Origin of the sequence: Tetzosporium hominis (assembly GCF_002265435.1) — a bacterium.
Taxonomy (GTDB): Bacteria; Bacillota; Bacilli; order Bacillales_A; family Planococcaceae; genus Chryseomicrobium; species Chryseomicrobium hominis.
Window position 1 is genome coordinate 296,946 of the sequence record NZ_NOKQ01000220.1, and the last position, 16,704, is coordinate 313,649.

The 16,704-nt window shown below is 45.8% G+C and carries 10 protein-coding genes; 9 read left to right on the forward strand and 1 reads right to left on the reverse strand.

Annotation, left to right across the window (positions count from 1 at the left end):
• Window positions 1–198 precede the first annotated feature (198 nt).
• From CF394_RS11110 to csaB, 5 genes are all read left to right on the forward strand, one after another.
• A complete protein-coding gene (locus CF394_RS11110; RefSeq protein WP_243370816.1) occupies window positions 199–2,163 on the forward strand; it encodes an S-layer homology domain-containing protein in 1,965 nt (654 codons plus the stop codon).
• Window positions 2,164–2,460: 297 nt separating this feature from the next.
• A complete protein-coding gene (locus tag CF394_RS11115; protein WP_094943688.1) occupies window positions 2,461–3,198 on the forward strand; it encodes a WecB/TagA/CpsF family glycosyltransferase in 738 nt (245 codons plus the stop codon).
• The gene (locus CF394_RS11120; RefSeq protein ID WP_094943689.1) at window positions 3,195–4,757 is read left to right on the forward strand and encodes a putative polysaccharide biosynthesis protein; all 1,563 of its coding nucleotides are present in this window, start codon (window positions 3,195–3,197) and stop codon (window positions 4,755–4,757) included. Before CF394_RS11115 ends, CF394_RS11120 begins: the two co-directional genes overlap by 4 nt.
• A 14-nt stretch (window positions 4,758–4,771) precedes the next feature.
• Complete coding sequence (locus CF394_RS11125; protein WP_094943691.1) at window positions 4,772–6,667, forward strand: DUF5693 family protein; 1,896 nt, start codon at window positions 4,772–4,774, stop codon at window positions 6,665–6,667.
• Window positions 6,668–6,672: 5 nt separating this feature from the next.
• On the forward strand, window positions 6,673–7,743 hold the full coding sequence (gene csaB, locus CF394_RS11130) for a polysaccharide pyruvyl transferase CsaB (protein WP_243370828.1): 1,071 nt from the start codon (window positions 6,673–6,675) through the stop codon (window positions 7,741–7,743).
• Window positions 7,744–8,171: 428 nt separating this feature from the next.
• On the opposite strand, the gene CF394_RS11135 is transcribed toward csaB, so the two are convergent.
• Window positions 8,172–9,308 carry an acyltransferase gene (locus CF394_RS11135; protein ID WP_094943694.1) on the reverse strand — a complete coding sequence of 379 codons (1,137 nt, stop codon included), beginning with the start codon at window positions 9,306–9,308 and terminating at the stop codon, window positions 8,172–8,174.
• A gap of 263 nt (window positions 9,309–9,571) precedes the next feature.
• On the opposite strand from CF394_RS11135, the gene CF394_RS11140 reads away from it, so the two are divergent.
• The 4 genes from CF394_RS11140 (at window position 9,572) to CF394_RS11155 (ending at window position 16,575) form a co-directional block, all read left to right on the forward strand.
• Window positions 9,572–11,779 (forward strand): 5'-nucleotidase C-terminal domain-containing protein, encoded by a 2,208-nt coding sequence (locus CF394_RS11140; protein WP_094943695.1) that lies wholly within the window; start codon window positions 9,572–9,574, stop codon window positions 11,777–11,779.
• Between the two features lie 343 nt (window positions 11,780–12,122).
• Entirely contained in the window at window positions 12,123–13,430 is a 1,308-nt protein-coding gene (locus tag CF394_RS11145; RefSeq protein ID WP_165767540.1) for a S1C family serine protease, read from the forward strand.
• 694 nt (window positions 13,431–14,124) lie between these two features.
• Window positions 14,125–15,417 (forward strand): C40 family peptidase, encoded by a 1,293-nt coding sequence (locus tag CF394_RS11150; RefSeq protein ID WP_094943698.1) that lies wholly within the window; start codon window positions 14,125–14,127, stop codon window positions 15,415–15,417.
• Window positions 15,418–15,573: 156 nt separating this feature from the next.
• A complete protein-coding gene (locus tag CF394_RS11155; RefSeq protein ID WP_094943700.1) occupies window positions 15,574–16,575 on the forward strand; it encodes an S-layer homology domain-containing protein in 1,002 nt (333 codons plus the stop codon).
• The last annotated feature ends 129 nt before the right edge of the window (window positions 16,576–16,704 follow it).

A 16,704-nucleotide genomic window follows, 5' to 3' on the forward strand; every position in this document is an offset into this window, starting at 1 on the left:
AGGTGTTTAATATAAATATCTTTCGAAAATGTAAGAAACGCAGGTGTACTTTGACCCATCTTCAAGACTATACTAGAAGAGAGATAAATATAATATAAATTTGATACCATCGCATTATAGAAATAGATACATAATTAGGATAAAGTAATAGGTAAGAAAGAGGATTGTAAACCAATCGTAAGAGAGGATGGCTTAAAAATGTTTAGAAAGAGTGCTATGTTCCTAATTCTTATCGTCCTATCGCTCCTTGTCGGAACTTTCAATGTTTCAGCTGCAGACGATCTGACTGGGTACAAATACGAGCATCAGATGAGGGAATTGATTGATTTAGGTATTATGGCGGGGTATCCGGACGGCACTTACAAGCCGGAACGGACAGTAACACGAGCTGAATTTGCGAAATTTGTGGTTGCTTCTTTCGAGCTGCAAAGCGAACATGAAGTGCCTACTATGCAAACAGCTGCAGCTCAGGAGTTGACGTTTAAAGACGTGCCACAGGATAAATGGTACGCTGCGTGGATCGCAGATGCGGTCAACGCTGGAGTGGTTGCCGGCTACACAGATGGAACTTTCAAACCGGATGCTTTAATTACACGCGAGCAGATGGCAGCAATGGTCGCACGTGCCTTACACGCAAAAGGAGTTTTATCTGAAGGCTTTGATATCCCTGAGCTAGAATTTAAAGATGCAGACAAAATCCATCCTTCTTATATAGAAGACGTTAAATTTGTATCCTTCCACGGAGTTATCAATGGAGACGGACTTGGCTACTTTAACCCGAAAGATTCTTCAACTCGTTGGATGGTGGCTCTTGTTATGTTGAATGGACGTGAAATTGTGTTCCCTACAGAACCGAAAGCTTACCAAGTAGCAGCGATTCGTAATGGAGTGCCTGAAGTCGTGCGCCAATTTGATACGTTCACACAAGCAAAAGACTACGCAAAAGCAGGAACAGCGCTTGTAGTTCAGCGAGAAGGCATCATTGCCTGGATCAAGAACGGAATTGCAGTTTCCAACAAATTCGTCAACTTGTTCCCAGGAACAAACTTGGCATGGAAATCAGGTACGCAACGCGAGCGCCAATTCCGTCCTTATGTGACGCAACATACGGAACTACAGTACCGGGATGCAACAGAAGACTATGTAAAAGTGGAACTGGCAGACCGAGTAGGCTATGCGGATCCAGGAAGCATCAACTTGATTCCTACAGAAATGATGACGGTACAGTCTTACTTCACTCGTTCAGGGACTAACATGCTTCATTATATTTATAACTACGGTCTCGGCCGTTATGAAATTGCTGGTATTATTGGAGTGGCTCCGGCAGCTTTCGTCGAAGGTCAGAAATACTATAGCTGGGATGGCTTCACATTTACAGACGCTAACGGAAAGTTTGTAACGGAAGCGCACCAGTACTTCAATAAACTCAACCTTCGTTCGAAGTCGAACTATACAGCAGCGGAACTCGATAAGTTCTTACTCGACAAGTTCCCTCATTATAATAAGACGGTCGCTGGAAAGCTTTGGACGACTAGCCCGCTTGTCGGAATCGGCCAAGCATTAAAAGAACTGGAAGCACAGTACAATTTGAATGCCCTCTATTTGATGGCACACGCAATCCACGAGAGCGGTTGGGGAACTAGTAAAATCGCACAAGATAAGAAGAACCTCTTCGGTTACGGGGCAGTCGACTCGGACCCTTACAACGGAGCTTATACTTATGCGACATTCAAAGATTCCATCGAAGATGCAGCAAAACGCGTCACTGCGAACTACCAGACAGTGAACGGCAGTTTCTATAACGGTTCTTTCCTTGGCAATAAAGGGCAGGGCATGAACGTCCGTTATGCTTCAGACCCTTACTGGGGCGAGAAGATTGCTGGTCACATGTACCGAGCAGACATTCACTTGGGCAAAAAAGATATCTTTAAAGAAACACTCTACATGACGAATGCCGGCAGCCCGGTCAACTTCCGTCGTGATGCTTCAACCAATTACGCAGCACTATACGCACTTCCAGAGAACGGGTTAACGGTCAGCGTCAAAGAAACGATCGACATTCCGAACGCTATCGACTGGTTCCGTGTGGTTCCAGAAGAACGTGCTTATACAAATGCATACGTGCGCTCAGACTTACTGAAGCTGATCCCATTAGCTAAATAACTCAACTACTAGCCTGTCTTCGGACGGGCTTTTTATTTGTTTAAAGTCTTACTGATAAGGGACTCCAGGTTTCTAGGACTTTAATGGGTTTTGCGCGGACTTCAAAATGACTTCATCGGACTTCACGATGGGTTCTTCGGACTTTACAACAAATTTCTCGGACTTCAAAACAACATCCTCGGACTTCAAAACAACATCCCCGGACAACGCAATAGCCCTAATGACCTCAACACAACCCCCTAATTTTATGGTATAGTAGATTAGAATTTTTCAGCACCAAAAAGGAGAAAACCCCATATGAATCACAACATCGTGCGCATCCTCGATGTGCCTTTTATAAATACAACGCACCGCGCCTTCATCGACACACTCGTTGATCGAGCGCTTACCAATCAAAAGACATTCGTCGTCACAGCGAATCCAGAAATCGTCATGCACGCTCAGGAAGATAAGAACTACAAAGACCTTCTTGAGCGAGTCGACTTCATCACAGCTGACGGGATTGGAATCGTCAAAGCGGCGCAACTGATTGGCCAACCGCTTCCAGAACGTGTTAGTGGTTACGACATCATGATGGATCTACTTAAAGAAGCAGATGCTCGCAACCTCAAAGTATTCTTGCTTGGAGCTTCTGAAACAACAAACGAACAAGCAGCAGACCGCGTCCGCAAAGACTTCCCAGGTATCGACTTGGTTGGCAACCAACACGGGTTCTTCGACTGGAACGACCCTTCACTTGCAGAGCGCATCAAAGAAGCGCAACCGGATTTCGTCTTCGTTGCACTAGGTTTCCCAAGACAAGAACTGTGGATCGACCAACATTTCAACCAGTTCAATAAAGGCATCTTCATCGGAGTCGGAGGCAGCTTAGATGTGCTATCTGGTAACGTCCAACGCGCACCGGAAATCTGGCAGAAGATGAACCTCGAGTGGTTCTACCGTCTCGTGAAGCAGCCGTCACGCTGGAAACGGATGCTCGTCTTGCCACAATTTGCGCTCGTCATGCTCCAGAAACGGGGCCAGCATAAAAAATGAAAAGTACCTTATTCAAGAGTGCCGTCATTCTTTCGGTGGCCGCACTCGTTTCGAAAATACTCGGCAGTCTGTTCCGCGTCCCGCTGCAAAACATAGCGGGAGATGAAGTCCTCGGGATTTTCACGCTCGTCTATCCGGTCTACATGGTGGCTCTGATTTTATCTGTTGCCGGTATTCCAATCGCTATCTCGAAACTCATCGCAGAAGCGAGAGCGCAACAAGACACAGCCGCTGTGCGTCACATTTATAGCACCGCGCGAATCTTAGGAATCGTCTTCGGAATCATCAGTTTCAGCCTGATCTGGCTGTTCTCGACGCCACTTGCTGAACAGCTTGGTGGACAGGAAACACGTCTGGCACTTGTCACGGTTGCTACAACCCTATTAGTAGCTCCGTATATGGCCGTCTACCGAGGTTATTTCCAAGGGCATCAATCGATGAATCCAACGGCCATCTCGCAAGTCATCGAGCAGTTCGTTCGAGTCGGCTTAATCCTAGCCATCGCCGTGTACCTCGTGAATGCCAACTACTCCGCAGAAAACATCGCAGGAGGCATCATGATCGGTTCGGTGTTCGGAGCCATCGCATCGCTCATCTATTTACTGAGCTTGTATGCGAAATCCGATGCTCGAGTCAAAACTGAAACGCGCCTAACATCGAAAGAGTTCAAAACTCGTGCGAAGCAGATCTTAACATTGTCACTACCCATCGCGTTTGGAGCCATCACTATGGCGCTTCTGAACATGGTGGATTCATTCACGATACCGAATGCACTCGGAAACTATCTCGGCTCAACAGAAGACATCACGTATCAATACGGTATTTACGGACGAGGCCTGACAATAGTACAAATCGTGACGGTTTTTGCGAGTTCGGTCATCTTGCCGCTCATCCCGACGATCTCTGCAAAGCTCGTCAAAGGTGAGAAGGCAGAAGCAACAAAACTCGTGAACCAAACGTTTTTCTTAACCTTATTACTCTCAGTTCCAGCAGCAGTGGGGTTAGTCGTTCTCACGACACCAATCAACCTCGGCTTGTTCACTGATACAGCAGGCAACTCGGTCCTGGCCATCATCTCGTTCAGTTCCTTGTTCACGTCACTGACGATACTCGGAACGGGCGTCTTACAAGGTATGGATAAAGCGAAGCTAGCTGCATGGATCATCGTCGCAGGTGTGATCATTAAAGTCATCTTGAACATCGTCCTTGTGAATGTATACGGTCTTGATGGAGCAGCGTACTCGACACTCGCAATTTACGTCTTACTATTTGTTGCGAACGGAATCGCTATTCGCAAAGTAGTTGCCATTCCATGGTTCACACGACCTGATGTCATGGTCCTGATCGCATCACTTGTCATGGGAGCCATCATCTACGCACCCATGCTTGTCGTCGACATCGAAGCAGCAGGCCGTATAGCAGCACTAGGTTATGTAGCACTAGCAGCAGCCATTGGAGGCGCAATCTACTTCGCATTATTACTCGTCACCAAAGCCTTAAGTCCAGAACTACTACAGTCCTTGCCGGTAATCGGCAAACGATTTACTAAAACGAAATAGGGGTGTTTTCCCACGTGAAGAAGATATTACTCGGAATTTGTATCGCGGCCATGTTGCTCACGATTCCTTCTATTTATAGCCGTGTTATGACGGAAGAACCGAATAAGACGGTGGAGACGGTTATGCCTTATGTTCAAGTATTAGACTGGCTCATTGACCATCCTGAATTAACAACTGATGAAGTACACACTCGCTTAAAAGAGAATGGAATTGATACGTTAGCTGTTGAAGCTGACACGTTAAGTACCTTACAAAAACGTGGAATCCTCACAGTGATCAGCGTTTCTCGAATGAAAGAATTGTTGATTTTCAATCAATTACCAGAGCTCGAGCACCCTTATGATAAAGATGGAATCTTTATTTATTTAGGACCGAACTCTTCATTTAATGACCTAACTCGAAATGTATTTAGTGAAGCCACTCCAATAGAAGTGAACGGGAATTTTTATACATTCGTTCCTGGTGAACCAAATGAATTGTTGTCAATGCCATTAGGTTATGACCAACAAATGATAGACGATATTTTAGCAGCTGGCTTTAATGTGATTCCACGCATCGGAGATTATCCAAAACCTGAGATAACAGACCGCATGGTCGAAGAGTTGATGGCGATTAAACAAGACGGAATCGATACCGTCATTTTCAATGGTTCTTCAGTTCCTTATAGTACAAAGCCAATAGAGCGAAAAGCGTTTGGAAAACAGCTCCAAGAAGCAGGCTATACGATGGGGTGGATTGAGTTCCTTCAAAAACCGCAAACTGGCTTTAATTCACTTGCTTATTCTAATGATATGAATGTGGTGCGTTTGCATAGCCGACAAGTTACAGCACCTTCACTTGTAGATGATGTAGAGATTTATATTCGCGCTTTCAAAGAACGCAATATTCGAATCGCATTTGTAAACTTAACGGAACAAGATTATGAACAGGCGATGACGACTTTAGAGAGATTCAACAATCGATTGGAAGCAAAACTTCCTGATTTCTTTACTCGTGGTCAAGCTGAGACCTTTGAAAAAGCAGAACAACCGCTTTGGCAGAAGCTTGTAGGACTCATTGGTATGATTGCGTTCTTAGGTTTTGCCGCTGAAGTCGTATTTAAGCGTCGTATGCTGACATATATCGGTATAGCAGGAATTAGTTTAATTGTAATTGCTCATTTAATAACTCTTGGGCTATATCCAGATATTGCTGCTATATTGCTCAAAGCTCTCGTACTCGGTCTGGCAGTGACAGCTCCAGTTGTCGCGGTTCTGCTACCGAGAGACCCGATGAAAAAAGGCTACTTGATCCGTTCTTATCTAGCTACAATCGGAATGATCATGTTGGGTGTCTGGTTTGTAGTTGTTCTATTGTTCGGTAACGATTTCTTCTTAGGTATGAACCAGTTTAAAGGTGTCAATTTAGTTTATGTGCTACCAATCGCATTCTTAGTGCTGTATACTCTATGGGAGAATATGGCGAAAATCTTGAAAGCTGCGATTACTTATTGGCATGTAGTAGTTTTAGGAATTCTTGCATTGGTAGGATTGTTCTATCTTGGACGTGGAGGAAACGAAGGTATGGTCATTCCGTTTGAACTTCAGTTCCGTATGTGGTTAGAGCAAGTCCTCTACATCCGTCCACGAACTAAAGAATTCTTAATTGGCTTGCCACTTCTCGTACTTGCCTTACATGTCGGCAAGACGCACGTGAAGACAAGTTATTATCTATTAATCCCAGCTGTAATCGGCGTTCTATCAATCATGAACACATTCACACATTTCCATATTCCGTTGTCGGTGTCGCTGCTACGCACAAGCTACAGTGTCGTCCTCGGCTTCTTGATTGGTCTTGTGTTCATCGCTATTTATGAGTATTTGAAAAAAATCATTCTTCGCGAATGGGATCGAAAGAGGTGGGTACGTTGAAACTAGTGTTATCCGGATATTACGGATTCGATAACGTCGGCGATGAGGCTATCCTTTACGCCATCATTCACGCACTGCGAAAAGAGCAGCCGGATGTCGACATCACCGTGCTCTCCAACCAACCAGCAAAGACGGCAAAGACCTATAAAGTCAACGCCGTCAACCGCTGGAAGCTACAAGAAGTACATGAAGTGATTAAAAATGCTGATGGGTTGATTAGTGGTGGGGGAAGCCTGCTTCAGGATCAAACTGGTTGGAAGACGATTCCGTATTACTTGGCCGTGATGGGAATGGCGAAGGCTTCAGGCACTCCATTCTTCGTTTACGCACAAGGAATGGGGCCGGTCAGACAGATTCAGAACAAGCTGATGATGAAGTTTGTTCTAAAGCATGCATCTGTGTTATCTGTTCGTGACCAAGATTCTAAGAACTTGCTGACGAAACTTGGCATCAAAAAAGACATCTCGATCGTTCCAGACCCAGTGCTTGGAATCGACCCATCTGGCTTCACGAATCTTTTCAAAGTGAAGAAAGTGAAAAAGGTAGTCGCAGTTTCCGTCCGTGACTGGGCGAACAGCAAAGCCTTCATGCCGAAGCTTGCTGAAGCTCTCGACCGTTTGGCTGCTGAGAACAACACGATAGTGTTGGTTCCGATGCATGGCAAGCATGACGACGAGACGTCCCAAGAGCTTCGTAGCATGATGAAGAACCAAAACTTTGTACACATTTCGCCTTATGATGCGACCATCGAAAACAAGATGGCCGTCATCCGTGACGCAGATTTACTGATCGGTATGCGTCTGCATGCACTGATTTTCGCAGCAGCTGGCAATACACCGTTCATCGCACTTTCGTACGATCCGAAAATCGATGCGTTCGCACACCTTGCGGACCAGCCAGTCATCGGTCACGTCGAACAGAACGATTGGACAGCGGACGACCTATACCGCGAAGCGAACGAGCAGCTTGAGTCTATCAAAGACCGAACTGCTCATCTACAAACGACTGTGGCACCGCATGTCGAGCGTGCGAACGATACAGCCCGCCAAGTCATCGACTATATCAAGAAACACTAAAAGCAAGTGCCGCGGCCCTTGCTTTTGTTTTGTGGAAAAAACACGTCTCGACGCAAATGAGGCATCTGCCGACGTAAAACGGACAACTGCCTCCGTAAATGAAGCATCTGCCGATGATACTAAAAGATGGCATAAACGTCTCGACGCAAATCAAGCATCTGCCGACGTAAAACGGGCAACTGCCCCCGTAAAAGAAGCATCTGCCGACGTTTCACCACTATGAAGCTATCAATGCCCGCGATTTTTCTAATCTTCAAACTCTATCTCTACCCAAACTAACTGAATGCCTCAAAACCGCCCTTTCTAGCAAAGCCCTTGAGACACTAAAGCTCTTTCTAGTAAGCCCCTAACACACCAAAGTCCTTAAGACACAAAAAACCGATCCGCCCCAAGGCGAATCGGCCATCATTTCTCTTCAATTAACTAACTCAGGCCTTCTTCACACGGCCCTTCCAGCCCCACACTTTGTTCCCCTTACCAAAGATGATCCAACTCGCCGGCACAAAATCATACACGAGACGAACAATCAGCCAGCTACCGAAGAACACGACGAAGAACGTCAGCACTTGCCAGCCATGGAACACAAGTGGCGCTCCACCTGGCAACCATTCGCGCATCCAGTACAGCAAGTAAGGGTGAATCAAGTAGATTCCGAATGACACGGCACCGATTTCTACAAGAGTCGCTTTAAATCGAGGCACATTAAAGCGCTTGATCGCATGCGCCACAATAAAGATCAAGAATCCAGCAGTCAAAGCCATCGTACTCCACGTCAGCTCATGGACCCACGAAGGATAAAACTTCATGCCTGTCCGCGCCATCACCGTCACATAATAGTAGGAGACCGTCATCACGAGATACAAAGCCACAACGCTGATCAACACACCACGGCTGCGTCGCGCATCTTTCAACCAAGCCACAAACGACTCATAATACACTCCGAGGAACGCCCCCATAAAGTAGAACATGAAGTACGAAAGAGACACCGAGCCCTTCTCATCCACCTGGAAATAATGAGTGTTTGCCAGTACCCACACCCACTGAATCACAATCCCAAGAGGCAGCGCCCACTTGCGAAGCCATTCAAATCGTTTGAACAGATACAAGAAAATCGGGAACATCAGATAGAACTGCACACTGACATATACAAAATACAAATGCGTGTAAGCATTCCCCGACAACAACTCATCAGTGAACTTCGCAATGATTTCCGGCCATGTTAGTTGAAATCCATTGATGTCATAGCGAAGTGCAAAGTAGAAAATAGAGAACACAATGTACGGAACTAAGATGTACAACAAGCGGTTCTTATAAAAGCTTGTGAACAGCTTCGTCGTAAACTCCCGAGGATAGTACGTATAGAATAAGATGAAACTGCTCAGAAAGATGAACGTTGACGTCCCAATCTTTCCAGCTATATTTAAAATACTATAACCTGTATAAGGAAGCGAGAAGGGAGCGGAAGCACCCATACCTGTAGACGTCGAATGCACAAACAACACAGCAAACAGTGCGAGTGCTCGAGCCCACTGGACCTCGCTTAAAAAAGGTCGTTTCAATTGCATACCAAGTCACCAGTCTTTCTTAGAATAGCTCTAGTTTAGCAGATTCCACGCACCCTTCGCAAAGACCGCCAAAATCCCTAGAAAAGTGTAAAGCTCTCATAAATTTTATAAAGGATTTGTTAAGTTGGTAATTTTCTGAATAGAATGTTGTCGACAGATTAAAAGATTGCTATACTTATTTGTGCATGATTGCGCTTACATCCCAGTTCTTTTCTCATACATAATTCAAGCGCAGTCAAAAAAACTCACAAGGATGGTGTCGAATGAAAAGCTACAAAATGATCAAGGCAAGTGTTGCCACAGCATTAGCTGTTGGTGTCATCGGTGTCAACGCTCCATTTGCAACTGAAGCAGCTGTCGGCGATTTCTCACTGACAATTCTTCACACGAACGACACGCACGCAGCTCTTAAAGATGCACCAAAACGTGCTACTCTCGTTCAAGAATTACGTGCTGAAGCAGGGAACGAAAACAGCCTACTTCTAGATGCTGGAGACGTGTTCTCAGGATCCCTTTACTTCAACGAGTTCGGTGGTCAAGCGGACTTAGAGCTTATGAACTACATGGGCTACGATGCAATGACTTTCGGGAACCACGAATTTGATCTAGGTTTATCTGAAGACGGGCACCAAGCACTTGCTGATTTCGTGGCAGGCGCTGACTTCCCATTCGTTTCTGCGAACGTAGACTTCTCTGGAGATGCGAAGTTTGACGGTCTTCAAAACGACACATACACAGATATGGCAGAAGACGGCCAGATCTACAACGGGATGATCAAAGAAATCAACGGCGAAAAAGTCGGGATCTTCGGTCTAACAACTGAAGAGACAATCAACATCTCAAGCACAGAAGCTGTTGACATCACAGATTACATCGCAGCTGCAGAAGAAGCAGTAGCAGCGTTTGAAACTGCTGGCGTTAACAAAATCGTTGCCGTAACACACCTTGGTTACAATGACTCTGCTGTTTGGGACAACGATATCTTACTTGCTCAGTCTGTAGCGGGAATTGACGTAGTCGTTGGCGGTCACAGTCACACAGCTTTAATGCCACCAACTATGCTGACAAATGAAGAATCTGGTGACCCAGTAGTCATCGTTCAAGCAGGTTCGAACGGTTCATTACTTGGTGAATTAGACGTAACATTTGATGACATGGGTGTCATCACATCTCATGTTGGCGAACACCACAAAGTTGCAGATGCAGTAGCAGACCCAGCAGCTGTTGAAATCCTTGCTCCTTACAAAGAAATCGTTGATGCTAAAGGTGCTGAGTCAATCGGTGCTTACGCAGAAGTCTTCTTAAACGGTACTCGTGATATGGGTGGCGTACGTACATCTGAAACAAACCTTGGTAACTTAATTGTTGACGGAATGCTTTCAAAAGCTCAAGAAATCGATCCAGAAACAGTGATCGCTGTACAAAACGGCGGAGGTATCCGTAGCTCTATCGACGTTGGCGACATCACTTATGGTGAAGTTCTTTCTGTAATGCCTTTCGGAAACTCATTAGCAATCATGGACTTAACGGGTGCTGAACTACTTGCAGCTCTTGAAGTGTCTGTAAGCAGCTACCCATCTGAATTAGGTTCATTCCTACATGTATCAGGTCTTGAGTTCGTATTCGATCCTTCAAAACCAGTAGGCGAGCGCGTTGTCGATGCGAACGTTGTAACTGAAGACGGACGTCTACCAATCTCTGAAGACGAAAACTACAAAGTAGCAACGAACACATACATCGCAACTGGTAAAGATGGATTCACATCTTTCGGTGAGGCGTATGCAGATGGTCGCGTTTCTGAGCCAGGATTCGTAGATTACGAAATGTTCATTGACTATGTAACATCACTTGATATGGTTTGGCCATTAATGGAAGGCCGCATCACAACTGTTCTTCCATACGGTGACGTGAACCTTCTTGACTGGGAATACCCATACGTGAACGACTTGTTCTCACGTAACGTCATGACAGGTACGACTACAAACACATTCTCACCAGACAACACATTGCCACGTTGGCAGTTAGCGTCTATGATGGTTCGTCTACTTGACCTTCCAACAGAAGAAATCGCTGAAGAAGATAAAGCACCATTCACAGATATCGCAGACCTTCCAGTAGCTCGTCAAAACGAGATCCATGCACTATATGCAGCTGGTCTGATCAACGGTACTACTGAAACAACGTTCAGCCCACGTGCATTCATCAAGCGTTCTCACTTCGCATTGATGGTGAACAACGTATTTACAACGGGTTACTTTGCTCCTGCGGATGACCATGTTGAGTATCCATTCTCTGACGTGAGCCACTTACCAGAAGTAGAGCTTGACGCTATCTGGAACATGTATGAAAACGGAATCATCTCTGGATATCCGAACGGTACATTCAAACCAGGTGCTACAACAACTCGTGCGGAAGCAGCTCGCATCATCTCGATGTTTGCTCCTTACGTAAAATACTACGAAGCAAAATAATCTCTGATTCGTGAGAAGAACCCCTTTGCCCACCTGCGGCGAAGGGGTTTTCTGTTGGAGGTGGAGTAAGGGCGAGCGGGCGTTCATGTGCAAGGTGAGGGTGTTTGTTCTGCAAGGAAGGACTTTTCTTGTGCATCAAACTCTGTTTCATCTGCATTAGGCTCGTTTTCTTCTCCATCACCCCAGAAAAATCCTACTACCAACTATAGACTCACCCAACAATTGCCTCCCTTCGCGCCTCATAAATTAGGGTCTCCTATGCTATAATGAGTGTCATACTGAAACATTTTACGTCCACGTGACGTCCAATAAACTAATGACACCAGATAAAGGAGACCGTCCCATGACCCGACGCCGCACCCAGCGAAAGAAACGCTTCGCAAAACGTTTCATTCCGTTACTGATCTTGCCACTCGTCCTCGTCATCGGCTACTTACTCGTGCAGTCGTTCTTGCTGCCCGACCAACAAGTCGAAAACGAAATCGTCGCCCCGACACCTGAACAACCAATTGAAGAAACCGACGATACCGAAGTCGAGGAGCCTGAGCAGACCGAGGAAGAATCCTCGGAACCTGTAGCGCAGGAGCCTGCGGAGGAAGAAGAGACGGAGTATGAGTCGGTCACAGAAGTAGAAGTCGTCGTCGACACCGAAAAAGCAAACGAGACAGAAAAAGAGAACGAAGCCTCTCTAGTTCTTGCAAATGCAACAGCCGCTGTCTACACGCTCTACTCAGCAGAAGCCCAAGGGTCTGCTTTCCTGTACAACACAAAAGGTGACCTTGTGACGAATGCACACGTCGTCCAAGACTCCAAAGAAATCAGCGTCGTCAACTCAAACGGACAAACCTTCACAGGCTACGTCATCGGCAAATCGCAATCCGTCGACTTCGCCGTAGTTCGAGTCCCGCAACTAGCTGGAAAAGAACCACTCAAAATGGCATCTGCCATGGCTGCTGTAGGAGACGCTGTCACAGCTATCGGAAGTCCCCGCAACAAGCCGAACGTCGCAACGACCGGTGAAATCACAGCGACCAACGTCACCATCGACAACGGCTATCTGTACGACCAGCTCTACGAAATGAACGCTCAAATCGAACCGGGCTCAAGTGGAGGCCCGCTGTTTTCTAATAAGACAGGAGCCGTCATTGGCATCAACTCGATTGTGCAAACAGAGAACCCAGCCATCGGCTATGCAATGCCGATCCATCTCGTAATGGGTCTGGCTGCACAGTATATCTCAGAAGCAGACGCTAAAGGCGAGGATGCCTTCAAGCCAGAAGAGCCAGTCGTCGAACCGATTCCGTTCACTGAAGAGTACTTGACGCAGTATGTCTACGATTTCAACCAATCGTTGTTTTACTATTTAACAGACGAAACGTTGACGTATTACAACTACTTCTTCCAGTCACAAGAAGTAGCGGACTCGATCGTCCCAGCATACCGTGCGGACATCATGAGCAAAGTGACTACACTCGACTACCGCTCACCAGTCATTCAGTCGATCGATATCGGAGACACGAGCAGCACAGTGGTCTTTGACATCATCGTAGCGGACACATCCACAGAAGAACCAACACTTTATCAGCGGACATTCACGATGGAAGTCGTCATCGACGAGTTCGGCGATTACCGTATCAGCACACTACAATAATCTCAACATTTTGGAGCCCGCACCTGCGGGTTCTTTTTCTTTGCTCTTTTATGAGTTCCTAGGGACTCAAGCTAACCCTGGTACCTTACATTTGAATCCTGCCTGACTTGGTGCTGTTTCCAGAAGGGCCGTGCCGAATCTTCCCAATCGCTTCACGGGTGAAGCGACACGGGTGATATCCGGCATCGACCTGATCCTTCGGGAAACAGCACCAAGATCTACGGCACGCTTCTTCGTAATCTAGTAAGGTGAAATCTTAAATTTTCAGTAGATTATGAAGCCAATAGCTAAGTGATTTTAAAAGGCCAAATCTATTCTTCTCTCATTTGTAAACGTAATTGAATTTATTAGAACGAAAGAGGGTGAAGGAAAAGATACGCGTTCCGTGGTATCAGAGTGGTTTGAAGAACCCGCAGCGGAGGCCAAAGCGCAAGCTTTGGTATGCCGCGAGGATTCTGATGGCCGCTCCCACAGATAAGCGTGTCTTTTCCAAGCGCTCTCAGAATGCCATTTCCAAGAGGGCATATAATTAAGTCAGGCACGATTCAAGCATTGAAGATGCTAAGAAATACAGTAAATTCGACACCAAATCCCAAGAAAATACATAACTGGTTGGCGCCAAAAAATCTTATTGCGTCTCCATTGTCAGAAATCTATAATGAAACCATCGATGTTACGAAAGTGAGGGAATTGAGTGAGAAAAAGCAGGTACGCAGTCCTGGGCAGCGCAGCCCTAGCCATGATGCTCTACGCACAAGAAGCAGAAGCTAGCACCTACCAGGTCCAACCCGGTGACTCACTGTGGAAAGTAGCCAATGCCCACAAAGTCACAGTCGATCAAATCGTTCAGTGGAACAACTTAACGAGCACTGTGATCTATCCGCAGCAAACGCTAAAAGTCGCAAACACGACTACAACAACGCCAAAACCAGCAACTAAACCTTCGACACCGGCACCGATCACGTCAGCAACGACTTACACAGTCCAGTCAGGTGACTCCCTTTCTAAAATTGGAGCAAAGCATAAAGTATCTGTGGCCGATTTGAAAAAGTGGAACAACTTAAAATCGGATTTGATCTTTGTTGGACAAAAACTGACCATCAACGGAACTGCTGCAACACCTGCACAACCGACGCAACCGGCTCAGCCAACACAACCAACACAGCCAGCTCCAGCGACAACAACAACATATACAGTAGTGTCAGGAGACTCGCTCTCAAAGATTGGTAGTAAGTTCAAAGTGTCTGTGGCGGACATCAAAAAGTGGAACAACTTGAAGTCTGACTTGATTTTTGTCGGTCAAAAGCTTAAGATCAACGGGACACAAGCGACACCAAGCCAGCCATCGCAACCAACACAACCGACGCAACCAACCCAGCCAGCTCCCGCAACAACGACTACATATACAGTAGTTTCCGGAGACTCGCTGTCGAAGATTGCCGTGAAGTTCAAGACCACTGTTGCGAAAATCAAAGAGTGGAACAAGCTCACTTCTGACGTCATCTTTATCGGACAGAAACTTACAATAGGTGGTGCATCGGCAGCACCAACTCAACCAGTCGCAAACCCGTCACCGACAAAACCACCAGAGCCAGCCAAACCACCAGTGGACGCAGCACAAGCTGAAAAAGTAGTGGCCATCGCAACATCTATGCTTGGTGTTCCTTATCTTTGGGGCGGTTCGACGCCTGCAGGATTTGATTGTTCAGGATTTATCTATTATGTGTATCAGCAGGCAGGCATTCCAATCCTTCGGACCAATTCGAAAGGGATGGATGCACGGTCATATTATTTGGACGCACCACAAGTCGGAGATCTCGTGTTCTTTGCGAATACATACACTTCAGGCATCTCACATTTGGGGATCTATATTGGTAACAACCAGTTCATCCACGCGGGAAGCAAAGGCATCACGATCACTAGTTTGAATGACTCGTACTGGAAAAAACATTTTGACAGCTACAAGCGTTTCTACGCAGCAGATTAATACACTCACTCAAGCATCGGCTCATCAGCCGATGCTTTCTTTCATATCCTGGAACTTCTTCTAAAAACCATTCGTCAAATAGACGATTGGTAGCTATGTAAAAAAATAGTAAGATGATATGCTCAACTAAATACGATTTATAAAGGGGACGCACACATGAAAAAACTACTCACAGCAACAATAGCAACAGCTTTGATTGCAAGCTCATTCGGCGGAACGGCATTGGCAGACATCAGAAACTTCCCAGATGTACCGGAGACAAACGTCCATTATGACAACATCTACAACCTAGCGGAGCGCTCCATTCTTACTGGCTATCCAGATGGTAGTTTTAAACCGTCTCGTTATGTAACACGTGCGGAAGCAGCAAGCATTTTATACAATGCGCTCGGCCTCCAGAACTGGGAACCGCAAGATCAAGGCTTCTCAGATGTGAAGCCGGGGGATTGGTTCTATGAAGAAGTCAATGTATTGATAGAGAACAATGTCATCAGCGGGCACGAAGGTCTTTATTTTGGACCACACGAAAAATTGACACGTGCACAATTGGCAAAGCTATTAGCTGCTGCTTATGGTCTCTATACATTTGATGAAAAACCGTCTCCATTCGTGGATCTTGTGGATGGTGCTTGGTACAAAGAATATGTAGAATCGCTTTACTTCTTCGGAGTGACTTCAGGTGTCTCCGCAACTAAGTTTGCGCCTAAGCAGTATGTCACTCGTGATACGATGGCGTCTTTCATCGTCAACTCAGAGAAAGTATCTCAAGAAAAGAAAGAGGAAGAGTGGATTCCTTACCATGTAGAAGGGTTTAATCAAAAAGAGTTCAATCCGATGCAGGCCACTGTGAACTTAGAAACGAATGTGGTCACGGTCATGGTTGGACAGACGGATGATACGATGCGCAGCAATTTAGCACGGTACTTGTTCCATATGATTTTACCTATTTACGATGTCGAAGAGGCCTACATCAAGGGCTATGACGTGCCTCTCGGTGGATTAGAATCAGAAAAATTTGAGGCCATGATGCTTGAAACACTTGGTGCCACATATGATACGGATCTAAATGAGTTGAATGGAAAGAGCATTACATTCGTATTCGAAGGACTCTACGGCGAGGTATTTAAGTATACTGTAGAGTTCAAAAGTAAGAAATAAGTCATTAATGTAACAATTATTACAAATATTACAGTTTTCAGTTTACACGCACAATTCTGTATGCTAAGATTCAGAAGTAAGGAAATTATGGTCCATTTTCCATAATGAGTAATTAAGAGTAAGCGGTAA

Coding starts and splice junctions, on each gene's coding strand:
- CF394_RS11115 (WP_094943688.1), top strand. CDS start 2,461: ATGAATCACAACATCGTGCGCATCCTCGATGTGCCTTTTATAAATACA.
- CF394_RS11120 (WP_094943689.1), top strand. CDS start 3,195: ATGAAAAGTACCTTATTCAAGAGTGCCGTCATTCTTTCGGTGGCCGCA.
- CF394_RS11145 (WP_165767540.1), top strand. CDS start 12,123: ATGACCCGACGCCGCACCCAGCGAAAGAAACGCTTCGCAAAACGTTTC.
- CF394_RS11135 (WP_094943694.1), bottom strand. CDS start 9,308: ATGCAATTGAAACGACCTTTTTTAAGCGAGGTCCAGTGGGCTCGAGCA.
- CF394_RS11140 (WP_094943695.1), top strand. CDS start 9,572: ATGAAAAGCTACAAAATGATCAAGGCAAGTGTTGCCACAGCATTAGCT.
- CF394_RS11110 (WP_243370816.1), top strand. CDS start 199: ATGTTTAGAAAGAGTGCTATGTTCCTAATTCTTATCGTCCTATCGCTC.
- CF394_RS11155 (WP_094943700.1), top strand. CDS start 15,574: ATGAAAAAACTACTCACAGCAACAATAGCAACAGCTTTGATTGCAAGC.